We start from the raw sequence: 13,558 nt of genomic DNA, 5'->3' as shown, positions 1-13,558 counted from the left end.
GGCATATTCAGGCGAAAGATTTCTGTGCAATAAGGCGCTGCACCATCGGTCTTACAATAAGATCCATGGCCAGCGCCATTTTTGTGCCCGGAATCACCAGAGTGTCGTGGCGTGACAGCGTGCTGTTCTGTATCGCCTGCAGCAGGTAGGAAAAATCCACGTCTGACGCATCCCGAAACCGGATAACAAACATGCTTTCGTCTTCGGTGGGCACATCCCGGACCACAAACGGGTTGGACGTATCCACAAGAGGGATACGCTGAAAGTTGATATGGGTATGTGAAAACTGCGGCACTATATCGTGAACGTAGTCATCCATGCGGTTGATGATGGTCGCAACCACGGCTTCCTGACTGTAGCCGCGCTGATGGGTGTCCCGGTGTATTTTCTGGATCCACTCGAGGTTCACGATAGGCACCACGCCAATCATCAAGTCTACGTACTGGGCAATATTGTAAGCTTCGCTGACTACCGCCCCGTGCAAACCCTCGTAAAACAGCAGATCCGTGTCTGCCTGCAGCGAACCCCATGCCGTAAAGGTGCCCGGTTTATGGCCTTCGGCCTGCAAGTCACGATCCTCATCGTGCACATATTCGCGATATCGGCCATTGCCTGTGTGGCTATAGTCGTAAAACAGTGCTTCCAGCTTATCAATGTGGTTGGCGGCAAGAGCAAAGTGATTGCGTTCACCAAACTGCCCCTTGGCAGCCAGCCGGGCCATCTGCTCACGGTTATAGCGGTGAAAACTGTCACCGCTGACCATCGCTGCCGTCAGCCCCTCATTCGCAAACATGCGCCGGAATATCTGGCCTGTGGTACTGGTGCCCGCACCGGAGGAGCCGGTTACCGCAATAATGGGATGACGTTTTGACATGGCTTAGGTGCGCCGCCGGTTGTATAAAATTCTGGTGAATGTTGCGTGTGCGCCGTGAAGGCGTCAGGCAAGGCTATCGAGCGAACGGGGCTTCTCAATCACAAATCCCTGAGCGTAATCCACGCCCAACTGCCTCAGTGTATCCAGAACGTCGCGGGATTCAACCTGGCTGGCAATCACTTCCCGATCCATATAATGCGCCATATCCACCATGGACTGCACCATGGCGCGATCTGTTTCACTGGTGCTGAGCTGGCCGGTGAACGCGCTGTCTATCTTTATCAAATCCACCGGGAGCGAGCGCATGAACTCGAACGAGCTGGGCCCACTGCCGAAGTTTCCGAGACAGAACCTGCAACCAAGCTCCTTCATCTCGATAATAAAGTCCGCCACCGCCTGCACATCATTGATTGCCGAGGCTTCGGTAACTTCAAACCAGAGACGCTCAATGGGCGCGTCTTTTTCACTCAGCTTTTCATAGATATGCTCAAGCAGCGACTGGTCGTTCAGTGAATAACCCGAGAGGTTGATACACACTCCACCAAGGTGGCGGGGGTCTGGCGCCTGTACCCGCAGCCAGTCCAGCATGTGCCCTACCACCCAGCGATCTACTGCTTGCATGCGATCATACCGCTCTGCCATGCGCACAAAATCACGCCCGGTAATCAGTACTCCGGCGTCATCGTACATGCTGATCAGTACTTCATACTGTGCCGCCATTCTGGTACGGCTGTGCAACGGAATAATTTTCTGGCATCGCAACAGCATGCGCTCTTCATCGAGATCGCCAAGGCTGGCCACTTTGGCCGCGATCTGTTCCTGCCGCGCCTGATCGCCAGCATCCAGAGAATACTCTGACACCTTGCCAAGACCTTTCTCTCTTGCGCTGGCTAAAGCTTGCTCGGATGCTCTCAGCCAGCGCTCGGCGCTAACCAGGCCTGGTAATTCAGGCACAACACCAATACTGGCAGACAACTGATAGCGACGTTCGCCGTAGACAAACTCAGCCGCTTCAACAGCCAGAATGAGATTACGGGCCGCATCGTCAGCGCTTTCCGCTGGCACAAGCATGCCAAACTCGTTCCCCGCGAGCCTTGCCAGGGGCATTCCGTCCCCCACATGCTCTCGCAACAAATCGGCCACCCGTTTGAGCGCATCGTCACCCGCCTGATAGCCGGCGGTGTCATTCAGCAAGCGGAACTTGCGCAAATCCAGTCTGACCAAGGAGCGTTCATCTTCACGCCTGGCCAACTGTTGATCAAGCATGCGCTCAAATTCACGGCGGCCAAGCAAGCCTGTCAGCTCGTCGTGGGTTGAGGCCCAGGACAACTGGTCATAGACCTTACGCACCATTCGGTCGATGCTTTCATCCACCAAGGGCCGTTCGTATTGGCTATCAGGTACGATAACGCCTTTGCGCATCTGGCGTGCCAAGGCTTCCAGCTCCAGTTCCACTACCCGCATGCCCTGGTGATTCACGAAAACAAAGCGGGTGAACCCACGAGCCACCCAAACCAGGCGGATATACTGAGGCTCGTCAGGCTTTTCCTGATCCCGAAGCCAATCACCCGTCCGCAGCCTCTGAGCACGATTGATCCAGCGCTGCAGACTGCGCTGTTCGCGCTCAGACAGTGCCTTTTTGAGGTCTTTGGCAGGTTGTGCTTTGGGAACTTCCACCATTTCCGGCGGGCTCTCTGGACGACGCACCAAAAACTGTTTCAGCTCATCACGTATCTGGGATGATGGCATGTGGTTACTGGAAATAGACGCCAATCCATCCTGAATAACCCGGAGCAATTCAGGCAGGTTTATGGCAGAGTCGTGGTCTTCTGAAAACGCCAGCAGGGAGTCAACAACTGCAAGGTAATCCTCCCAGATCTGGCTGTCTGCACCCTGGCGAATCCAGGTCAGTGACAAAAGGTCCCGCCAACCGCCGTCCAGGAGACTAAGCACCGCTTTCGGCACCTTCCGGCCCGCCAGCTTCTGGTTCAACACTTCCGCTACGGCCACTTTCGATTCCGCCACTTTCTGGGCGCCTTCGGCTGCGGCGGTTACCCGCTCAACGTTGCGCCGATAGACCAGATTCTGGCGGTCGATCAAGCCATCAAGCTCTTGTACTGTGTTCTCAAAAACGCCGGTATCCTGTTCGAACTCGGTAGTAATACGCTGGACAAGCTCATCAACCTTGCGTTGCACCACCGGGTTCAGACGACCACCCTTGACACCCAACTGGGCCAGTCGGTTCATCACGCCTCGAACCGGGCTGTTTTTGTCATCAAAAAAAGCAGGGTCGCGCATCACCACTTTCAAAACCGGTACCTGTAGCTGGCGCATTCGCTGCTGGGCGTATTCGCTGAGCTTCGGGCTCTCGGTTACCGAGTGGAAAAAACGGTCGACAACATCCAGCGTGCTTTGCTGTTCATCGTCCAGCTTTTTGCCGCCCATCTCGCGGACTTTTTCCACTACCCGTTCCCGCAAAGGGACCACATTAGTCGCAGCCTCAACCGGCTCCGCCTGCAGCTGTTGAAGTTCACGCTGCAGTTCGCCGGTAGACACAGGCTTGGCGTTGACGGGAAAAGGCGTTTGCTCGGTGCCACCACTTTTTGCCCGAGTTGCTGCAAGTGTTCCCAGAAGGTTTCGCACAGTCGCAAAGGCGGTTTGAGCAGCTTGGGCATAGCCCCGGAATTCACTGCCCAATCGCGATTTCCCGACGCTTGCTCCGCGGGGCACGGGCGGCTCTGCTCCGGGCTGAGCCTGATCATTCTGCGGCGTAGTGTTGCGCGCTGCTTCCATCTGTGCGGGCTCTGGCTGGCTCTGCTCCGCGGCTGGCCTGTCCGCTGGACTACTGGCGGCTTGCTCACTCAGGTACTTGCTGAGATCAAGCTCCGGCAGCACGCCATGACGAATCAGAATATTGTTCAGTTCCTTGTAGAGCGGGCCAAGGTGGTGCAGGACTGACTGCTCGAACACCTTCAGACAAATTTTCTCTACTTCTCTGGAGGCCTTGAGCTGGGTCAGCCCGGCATGAAAAGATTCACACACAAGTGACGGACCGAGAGGATTGTGGTGCCCGGTCGCATTGGCAATGCCCAACTTGTCCAAACGAAGCTTTAGCTGCAGAAGATCCTTGCGATACTGGGTGTCGGCCTTTGTCACCATTACCCGGATGGTCAGCCAGTCTTCAAACTCGCCTTTGTCCACAACAGAGAGTTCGGAGCCCGGAAAGCCTTTAGGCGCCGGTTTAAGTGGTGATTCCAGACTGCGAGCCATCTGATGCCAGATAACCCGTTGCCGAGCCTTAACCTGACCGGAAAAGTCCATTAACTCGTTGGCTTGCTGGTCGTTCGTCGCTTTCTGCGCCGCTGCTTTCAGGGTATCGGCCATTTGCACAAAGCAGGCATCCATAAGCGGTTCTATGTGCTGGATAACCGCCCGCGCAGACTGGTGCAGGACAAACTGGACTCGCTCACTCGGCGCGCGTAGTGAAGCCCGCTCCTGACTATCAGAACCGCCACATTGCTGCAGCATAGACGCTACGGCTTCCGGGTTGTCGCGGGTAAAACTCACGCCCATGGCTCCATCAATACGCCTGGCCACACTCACGTGAACCTCATGCCGGCGTTTGCCATCCGGGTCGCGAAATCGCACAGTCAGTTCGGGGCGACTCGAGGCAGCAAACGCCCGATCGAGCTTGCGGGATGTCTCACCGGAATAACGGACAAAAAGGCCTTCCGGGCAAAAGTCCGCAATCTGACACGGCCATGTCTCACCCGTACCCAGATCAATCTGGGCAGCAAGCTTGATAGGTTTACGAGGGCTGCTTCGACGTTCTCTCGGATCCATGAACTACCTGACATTGCGTAAAGTCGGAGGGGCTGGGTGTTCAGCCTGCCAGCGACTAACGTCCCTGAAAAGTGGCCTTTGCCACCTGCTGTTATACAAAAAATGCTGATGCTTATAACCAATACTATAAGTGTACTATAGCGATCTGTGACGGACACATATACCGCCAAACCATAACATCCTGATTCTATGAAACAGCTTAGTCAGATCTATACAGTTTTACTACTGGTAACACTGCTGAGTGGCTGCTCGACCATCAGCTATTACACTCAGGCCATTCACGGCCACCTGGCTTTAACTATAGCTGGTAAACCAGTCGACACCCTTATTGCCAGTGAAGACACGCCCCCTGAGCTCCGTGACAAACTTATGCTCTCTCGCCAGGCTCTGCTGTTTGCGAGTGACCGGCTGGGGCTCTCGCCCGGAGACGCTTTCACCAACTATGTCGTTCTGGAACACCCCTGGGTTGTAGTCAATCTTGTGGCAGTGCCTGAGTTTTCGCTTCAGCCTCACCAATGGTGCTATCCGGTATTGGGCTGCCAAGCCTACCGCGGCTACTTTCACCTGGAAGATGCCCGCAAAGAAGAGCAAACCTACCGCACTAATGGCTACGACACTTTCATTGGCGGAGTAACTGCCTATTCCACACTGGGCTGGTTTGACGACCCCTTGCACTCCGGTTTTACCAGCCTTGCAGATGACCGCATGGTGGCCTTGATGTTCCACGAGCTGGCTCACCAGGTGATCTATATCAAAGGGGACACCGCCTTCAATGAAAGTTTTGCCACCGCAGTTGAGCTGGAGGGCCTGAGGCTCTGGCTGGATCAAAGAGGCGATCCGGCCGCCTTCATCCAGGCACTGGAACAGCTTGAGCTGCGCAACAGCACCCACGCTCTGGTAGCCGCAACGAGTGCTGAACTTGAACAGCTCTATCAACGGCAGGGTGTGCTTACGGAGAACCGTTTGCGAGAGCGTAAACAACGCCTCTTTGATCAGCTTAATACGAGCTATGAACAGCTGCTAGCCAATAGATCAGGAAATAATATTGGCCCGTTCGGCCACCCTCCGGTTGCCTTCAACAATGCCAGGATTGCTCTTTTTTCCCAGTACAACCAGCACGTACCGGCCTTTAGGCAGCTGCTAAAGCAGTCTGGCTACGACTTCCCGACATTTTACGACGCCGTAGAGACTCTCTCCGAAAAGCCTGATACTCAACGCCAGCAGTCACTGGAAGTGCTGTCAGAGCGGTTTGAAAAACACTTTTGAATTGCGCTGTGTGTTGTAGGCCGCAAGCTTTGGCCCAGGTAATGCCTGAACCGTGCTGGGCAGGAATCCGCGCTCGCGGAACCAGTGCTCGGTTTGTGTGGTAAGCACAAACAGTTTCTGGATGCCTTGGCTACGGGCGTGTTTTTCCACCATCAGCAATATATCGTCGCCTCTGCCAGCCCGCCGATAGGCGGAATCTACGGCGAAACAGGAGAGCTCTCCCGCACCATCTTCAGGGTAATTGTGCAGGGCGGCACAACCGACAATGGTGCCGTCACGCTCTGCGACTACATAATGCTCAATATCTGTCTCCAGCATTTCCCGAGAGCGCCGCACCAGGATGCCCTGTTCTTCCAGTGGCTCAATCAGCCCCAGAATGCCGCCGATATCCTCAGCTCGAGCCTGACGAATCTGCTCATAGTGATCGCCGCTGACCAACGTACCTGTGCCATCCCGGGTGAATAATTCCTCAAGCAAGGCGCCATCGTTCACGTAGCTGATGAAATGTGCCCGCCGCACGCCCTTCACACAGGCATCGCAGGCGGCGCGCAACAGATCTGCGTCATGCCCGGTGACCGTGCCATCCGCCAACCGCTCCGGCGCCTGCCGGGCCGGGAGTTCGCGAATCAGGGAGCCGTCCTGCTCAAGCAGGCCCTGGTCGTCGATAAAGACGATCAGCTTTTCCACCTGAAGCGCCGCAGCCACTTGACTACCCACATCTTCATAGGACAGGTTGAAGGCATCTCCGGTTGGCGAATAACCCATTGGCGGAAGCAAAATGATGTGCCCCTGCTCCAGCAGCTTTTCGATACCTGCCACGTCAACGCGACGCACCTTGCCGGTGTAACCGAAATCGATGCCATCCAGCACCCCAACCGGCTTTGCCGTGACAAAATTGCCACTACTGACCCGAATGCGGGCATTGTGCATGGGCGAATTCACCAACCCCATGGACAGCTGGCTTTCAAGATGTGCACGTAAACCACCCGTTGCTTCCATTACCAGAGGCAAATGGTTTTCGGGAGTAATGCGAAGACTGCGGGAAAAAGACGATTCCAGACCAGCTTCATCCAGGCGTTTCTGTATCTGCGGGCGGGCGCCGTAAGCAACAATCAGGCGCACACCCAAGCTGGCAAGCAGTGTGATGTCATGAATGATGTTAATGAAATTTTCGTGCTCAAATGCATCACCAGGTATGGTCAGCACCACCGTTCGGCCGCGGTGCGCGTTGATATAAGGCGATGAATGGCGAAATGAATGCAGCCAGTCGTTTGGTTTCAAGTGGTGTTCTCCCGTTCATACATTGATACGCGCGCCGGAGACTGTGGAGCAAGAGCACTGCCGATGGCTCCCTCCAAAACACGCCCGTAAATACGTCCCTGTAGGGCTCGGTCGCGCCATCCCTGGCGCTCCACGGTTTTGGAGGGAGCCATCGGCAGCGCTCAAGGTCTTACATTTACGTGCCTGACAGTTTAAAGGCAAAACTGCCGGATGAGCCCCTGGAGGATTTTCACCGTGGGCTCCAGCTGTGACATTTCTATAAACTCGTCGGGCTGATGCGCCTGATCGATAGAACCCGGGCCAAGAACCAGGGTTTCCATACCAAGCTTTTGCAGCCAGGGCGCTTCGGTGGCAAAGGCGACAGCATGGGCAGTATGGCCGGTTAACGCTTCACAGGCTTTCACCAGTGCCGCATCTGCGGGCGTCTCAAACGGTGGCACGCCATCAAACAGCGGTTCAAACTCCATCGTTAATTCGCGCCGCTCAGCCAGCGGCCTAAGCCTGTGCAGAATATCCTGACGCAGGTTTTCCATGCTCATACCGGGCAGCGGGCGCAGGTCAAAATGCAGCTCGCAGCGGGCACAAATACGGTTCGGATTATCGCCACCGTGGATGCAGCCAAGGTTGAGAGTTGGCACCTGCACCTCGAAATTCGGGTTGCGGTACTGCGCCTGCCAATCGGTGCGCAGAGCCAGAAGTTCACCAAGAGCTTCGTGCATACCTTCCAGCGCATTGCGACCCAGGCTGGGGTCAGAAGAATGGCCCGACTGGCCCTCAAACGTCAGCCGCTCCATCATGATGCCCTTGTGCATACGCACAGGCCTGAGGCTGGTAGGCTCTCCAATAACCGCATAGCGGGCTTTCGGCTTGCCAGCCTCAGCGAGCGCTCTGGCGCCATTCATGGAGGTTTCTTCGTCTGCTGTCGCGAGGATAATCAGGGGTTGTTTCAGGTCGGCGGCAGTAAAGGCTTTGGCGGCTTCAATCGCCAGCGGGAAAAAGCCCTTCATGTCACAAGTGCCCAGGCCATACCAGCGGTTGTCCCGCTCGGTCAGCGTGAAAGGGTCGCTTTGCCAACGCTGGTCATCAAACGGCACGGTATCCGTGTGACCGGCAAGCACCAATCCGCCAGAGCCACTGCCCAGCGTTGCAATCAGGTTGTACTTGCCGGGCATGTCGGGCACCGCCAGAAGCTCAACGGCAAAACCCAGAGCCTCCAGCCACTCTCCCAGTCGCCGTACCACTGGCTCGTTGCTGTGATCCCACTCCGCCGATGCACTGCTGATCGACGGCAGCGAAACCAGCGTGGTCAGCATGTCACGCACGCCCGGAACCGAATCGGCCCTGTTGATCGCTTTACGACCGTCGTTATCGTCGCCAAACTGCGGCATTGTGTCTCCTCGCCCCGGCTGGAGCGTTATTGTGACTGGCCGCGTCGCCAGACCTCAAACCCTGCAATCGCACGCATAACGATCGGGTAGGCCACCTCGCCTCCAGCGACTTCACGAGCAACTTCCAGTTCCTGTTCGCTGACGCTTGCCAGACGGCCTTGCACCAGATTCCCGTTTGAGAGCGTCACCCTCACTTTACGGCCAACCCATGCAGGCGCTGTTTCAAGATCTTCTGCGTGCCAGCTGACAACCTCCGGATTCTCACGAGGTACAAGCGGCTCAAGCGCCTCCTTGGGAATTTCAGGCACGACGGGCTCTACCTTGCGGAGAAACACATCCGGCACCTTGGCGCCATTGTATTCTACAGCCCAAGCCAGGGTGCCATCAGCAGGTTCATCCTCTGCCCGCACCGGAATACCAAGGGCTTCGGAGTTCAGCTGCACAGACGCGGTTATTTCCCCACCTTCAAGCAACCACTGCTGATACAACGCAAGCAACTGCTCGCTGGGGCGCCAACCACGTGCGTTCAAACCGGTTTCGAATGTTTCCAGTGCACGACCCGCCCACTGAGAGATTCCCAAGCCGGATTCCCGAGCACAGTAGGCAGCCACCCGGCGCATGAGCCCACCATCTCTGATGGTAACGTCCAAGGGCTGAGGCGAGCTCGTCAAAGTTGCTTCTGGCGATACCAGATTGATGCGGGCGCCCGGCCAGTCAAGTTCAAGGCTACCGGTATTGGCCGAGTTCAGCTCAAGGTGAAGCCGCTCAGGTGTCTGCTTCAGCACTAACTCACCAGACAAGCGGGTGATGCCCATGCGTAACAAATCGCCACTACCAAGATGCTGACGCGGGTCTGGCGCGCAGGGCAGTGCAAACAGGACTGCCTGCTCACGACCACCGGCACCGTCTTCCGTTACCCAATTGCGGAACATGGTTGCTTCAAGTACCAGCGCCAGCCCTTCGGCCTGCAAAGACCAGCTGGCCGGCAACCGGGCAGGGTCCACCAGTGCCTGGAGCAGAGCCACAGGAGACCCGGCTTCAAATTCTGCACGGCCGATAACCAGAGGCTGAGTCAACTCAAACCCCTGCCAGGACGCCCCGGTAAATACCAGTCGACCTTCTACGCCGGAGCCTATTTTTCCCCGCTCCAGAACGCCGCTGACGCCAAGCGCCTGTCGTGCTTCTGCCATGCGCTGGTCCGCCAGCCACCAGACCCCGGCCTTGAATACGGCAAAACCAATCAGGGCTGCCAGTATCAGTGTTGTGAGCAGACGTTTCATCCGGAAAGTCCTCAGGCGACGCGATCAGTTACGTGATATCAGGGTGCCAACACCCTCATCGGTGAAGATTTCCAGGAGGCATGCGTGGGCCACGCGGCCATCAATGATATGAGAGGTGCGTACACCGTTCTCCACCGCACTCAAGGCGCATCGAATTTTCGGCAGCATGCCCCCGTGAATGGTGCCGTCTTCAATCAGGTCGTTCACTTGCTGTGCCGTTAACCCGGTGAGCACCTTATCTTCCTTGCTCTTGAGCCCGGACACGTTAGTCAGAAGCATGAGCTTTTCAGCCTTCATGGCTTCTGCGACCTTGCCCGCCACCAGATCTGCGTTGATGTTGTAAGAGGTGCCATCCGGCCCTACACCAATGGGCGCAATCACCGGAATCACGTTACTGCGGGTGAGCATGTCAATCACGTCCACGTTGATGCTGGCCACCTCGCCAACACGTCCGATGTCGATAATCTCGGCGCGCTCCAACTCCGGTGAGCGATCAACCACTTCCAGCTTGCGTGCGCGAATGAGGTTGGCGTCTTTTCCTGTGAGACCTATGGCTGTGCCACCCTGAGCGTTGATCAAGGACACAATCTCCTTGTTCACCTGGCCGCCCAGTACCATTTCCACCACATCCATGGTGGCGGCATCCGTCACTCGCATGCCATTCACAAAGCGGGACTGGATATTGAGGCGCTGCAGCAGCTCGCCAATCTGGGGGCCACCACCATGAACAACAATCGGGTTGATGCCCACAAGCTTCATGAGCACCACATCACGAGCAAAGCTGCTTTTCAGCTCCTCGTTTTCCATGGCGTTGCCGCCGTACTTGATAACCACGGTTTTCCCGGTGAACCGTTGAATGTACGGTAATCCACGGCTAAGAACGGTAGCCACCTGCATTGCTGTTTCACGATCCAGCGTCATCATTTTGCCTTAATAATTCAGAATGAAAATAGGATTCCCACAGAGCTGTTGTCAGAAGTCAGCCACAAGTTCTGGTGCTGCTTTCTGGAGCTGGGCCCGGAAAATATCTTTTATGCGCTCCAGAGCCTCTTCCGTTTCAGCTTCAAAGCGAAGTACCAGCATGGGTGTGGTATTGGAGGCACGACACAAGCCCCAGCCATCGGCGTAATCCACACGAATGCCATCAATCTTGCTGATGTTACCGTCGCCAAAATCACCCTCTGCACCAAGTTGCTCCATTATGGTGAACTTGCTGCTTTCGGTGACTTCAACATTAAGCTCTGGCGTGCTTATATCCTCAGGGAAGTCTTCAAACACTTCGTCACTGTGCCGGTCTTCAATGCCCAATATTTCCAGCAACCTGGCCGCTGCATATAGCCCGTCATCAAAGCCGTACCAGCGCTCAGCGAAGAAAATATGGCCGCTCATCTCACCTGCCAGCAAAGCGCCCGTTTCCTTCATCTTTGCCTTCATCAGCGAATGGCCGGTTTTCCACATGATGGGACGCCCACCCGCTTCCGAAATCACACCGGCAAGCCGTCGGCTACACTTCACATCGTAAATCACATCTGCACCAGGATTTCGTGACACCACATCACGGGCAAAGAGCATCAGCAAACGATCCGGCCAGATAATCTTGCCGGTATTGGTTACCAGGCCCAGCCGGTCGCCATCGCCATCAAAGGCGACACCAAGATCTGCGCCCTCGGCTTTCACCCTTTCGATCAGATCCGCCAGATTGGCAGGCTTGCCCGGGTCCGGGTGGTGATTCGGGAAGTCGCCGTCAACCTCGCAGTACATCGGAATAACTTCGCAGCCCAGTTCTTCAATCAGCATGGGGCCCAGTTCGCCGGCAATGCCATTGCCGGCATCGACCACAACCTTGAGCGGCGCGGCCACGGCAATATCACCCACAATTCGATCAAGATAGGCCCTGCGCACATCTTCAGTTGACTGGGAGCCCTGGCCAGCGGCCAGATCACCGGTCTTTACCCGCTGGTACAGGGCTTTGATAGCATCGCCAGAGAGGGTTTCACCGCCCAGCATGATCTTGAGGCCGTTGTAGTTGGCCGGGTTATGGCTACCTGTCACCATAACCCCTGACCCATTCTCAAGATGATGCGTCGCAAAATACAGCACGGGCGTTGGCACCGCTCCCACGTGGATAACATTACAGCCGGATGCCATAACACCACGAGCCAGCGCATCGGCCAGCCCGGGGCTGGAGTGGCGACCATCGTAGCCTATGCACAAGGATGCCAGGCCACGGCTGATCGCCTCTGAGCCTATGGCCACACCAATTTGCAGAACGACAGAGGGAGAAAGCGTCTCGCCAACAATGCCTCGGATGTCGTAGGCCCGAAAAATATCCGGCGACATCTCAACCACTGGCTCATCCATCTCTTCAACATCTGGCATGTCTCCGCCAGCAAAGAATGAGCTGTCACTCGAGCCGCTGCCAAAACCCAGAACGTCTTCATCACCGTCCAACATATCGATATCCGGTATGTCTTTGTCCTGAAACAGGGGTTCAGCATCGCCTGCATCAGCCAGCCCGGCAGCCTTGGCGGGCTTGGGTTTTGCTGTCTCGGCCGCCTTCGCCAGGCGTTTTTCTATAACCTGGGAAAGCCTGTAAAGCACCTCGGCTGCGGAGGCCACCATGTCCCACTGAAAGCTGGGCAGCTTCTGTCGTTCGCCACCGAACACCTTGTGAGCCCACTGAATGAGGTTGGCCACCTCGTGGCGCAAACTCTTCTGGGCGCTGATCAGCAATACCCAAACCAGTATGGCGGCTATCAGGGTAGGCACACCCATCAACAGCGCAACCCACAAGATATTGATGGGGGGCTCAGGCAAAGCGTTCGGTGTATAGCGCAGAGTCCAGTCCGGATTGGCGAGCGTACGGGTTTCAGCTGTGCTTGCATTTCCTCCAGCACCGCCGTTACTGACGAACGTGCGGGATGTTCCGGAGACTGTCTGCACCAAGGCTAACTCGCCACCAAGCTGTGTGCTGTTAACAGAGAGTAGTGGCTGAAACTGGGATGCGTCGAATACCAGCAGGAGGCTACCCACAACTGCCTTGCTGGAGGGATTGCGAACCGGAACGGCCATCTGGACATACCAGCGATTTTCACGGGGAAACGCGTCCGGGTGCAGAAGCTGAGCGTTCTCCGCGCGACGGGCCAGCTCCAGCCCCGCAAAACCAAGCAATCCATTTGCATCGCCAGTCCTGGGAATCTGACGGTATGGGAACAGATACGCTGCCTGCACTCCGGGTAAGGCAGTCGCTAACCTTTGCTGGACCATGCCGGGATCTGCGCGGTCCATCAAGGCATCCACAACATGAGGCTGGGTTGCCAAGCCATTCACGCTCTGCTGCATGAACGCAAGGTACTGACTGATGCGCTGAGCCGCAGCATCTGCCTCAGTGGCCTTCAAGGCGAGATAACGCTCTTCCGATGCCGGCTGCAATACCAGAACATAAACAAGAGCCACTGCAGCAATGCCTGCCACCAAAACAACCAGCGCCTGCTTGATCGCCGTCTGTCCCAGATGGATCATTTTAGAGCTTGCGGAAGCCCGGGTTTTCGGCTTTTTTTCTGCTTTGGCTGTCGGTTGCTCATCAACGGACGCCTCAGTCACTTTCTTCTTACCCAGTTTCATAG

At 56.2% G+C, this 13,558-nt stretch carries 8 protein-coding genes; 1 reads left to right on the top strand and 7 read right to left on the bottom strand.

Going from position 1 to position 13,558, the window contains the following annotated elements; translation table 11 throughout:
• Positions 1-7 precede the first annotated feature (7 nt).
• Both RKA07_RS13125 and RKA07_RS13120 read right to left on the bottom strand, forming a co-directional pair.
• Positions 8-874, bottom strand: coding sequence for a phosphoribulokinase (locus RKA07_RS13125; protein WP_310966512.1), 867 nt, complete (start codon positions 872-874; stop codon positions 8-10).
• A 63-nt stretch (positions 875-937) separates the two neighbouring features.
• Entirely contained in the window at positions 938-4,717 is a 3,780-nt protein-coding gene (locus RKA07_RS13120) for a DUF1631 family protein (protein WP_310966511.1), read from the bottom strand.
• A gap of 189 nt (positions 4,718-4,906) precedes the next feature.
• On the opposite strand from RKA07_RS13120, the gene RKA07_RS13115 reads away from it, so the two are divergent.
• On the top strand, positions 4,907-5,983 hold the full coding sequence (locus RKA07_RS13115; protein ID WP_310966510.1) for an aminopeptidase: 1,077 nt from the start codon (positions 4,907-4,909) through the stop codon (positions 5,981-5,983).
• Here the strand turns inward: RKA07_RS13115 and argA are convergent.
• The 5 genes from argA to RKA07_RS13090 all read right to left on the bottom strand — a co-directional run bounded on the left by argA (position 5,957) and on the right by RKA07_RS13090 (position 13,556).
• Positions 5,957-7,264 (bottom strand): amino-acid N-acetyltransferase, encoded by a 1,308-nt coding sequence (argA, locus tag RKA07_RS13110; protein ID WP_200202244.1) that lies wholly within the window; start codon positions 7,262-7,264, stop codon positions 5,957-5,959. The genes RKA07_RS13115 and argA overlap by 27 nt on opposite strands.
• 191 nt (positions 7,265-7,455) lie before the next feature.
• Complete coding sequence (gene argE, locus RKA07_RS13105; protein ID WP_200369778.1) at positions 7,456-8,652, bottom strand: acetylornithine deacetylase; 1,197 nt, start codon at positions 8,650-8,652, stop codon at positions 7,456-7,458.
• Positions 8,653-8,678: 26 nt separating this feature from the next.
• Positions 8,679-9,932: an acetylornithine deacetylase gene (locus RKA07_RS13100; protein WP_310966509.1), complete on the bottom strand. Its 1,254-nt coding sequence runs from the start codon at positions 9,930-9,932 to the stop codon at positions 8,679-8,681.
• Positions 9,933-9,956: 24 nt separating this feature from the next.
• Positions 9,957-10,853, bottom strand: coding sequence for an acetylglutamate kinase (gene argB, locus RKA07_RS13095; RefSeq protein WP_200202247.1), 897 nt, complete (start codon positions 10,851-10,853; stop codon positions 9,957-9,959).
• Between the two features lie 51 nt (positions 10,854-10,904).
• On the bottom strand, positions 10,905-13,556 hold the full coding sequence (locus RKA07_RS13090; protein WP_310966508.1) for a phosphomannomutase/phosphoglucomutase: 2,652 nt from the start codon (positions 13,554-13,556) through the stop codon (positions 10,905-10,907).
• Between the last annotated feature and the right edge of the window lie 2 nt (positions 13,557-13,558).

This window comes from Marinobacter xiaoshiensis (genome assembly GCF_031631795.1).
Lineage (GTDB): Bacteria > Pseudomonadota > Gammaproteobacteria > Pseudomonadales > Oleiphilaceae > Marinobacter > Marinobacter xiaoshiensis.
The sequence above is the reverse complement of the archived record's forward strand: the minus strand, read 5'-3'. Positions and strand labels throughout refer to the sequence as shown.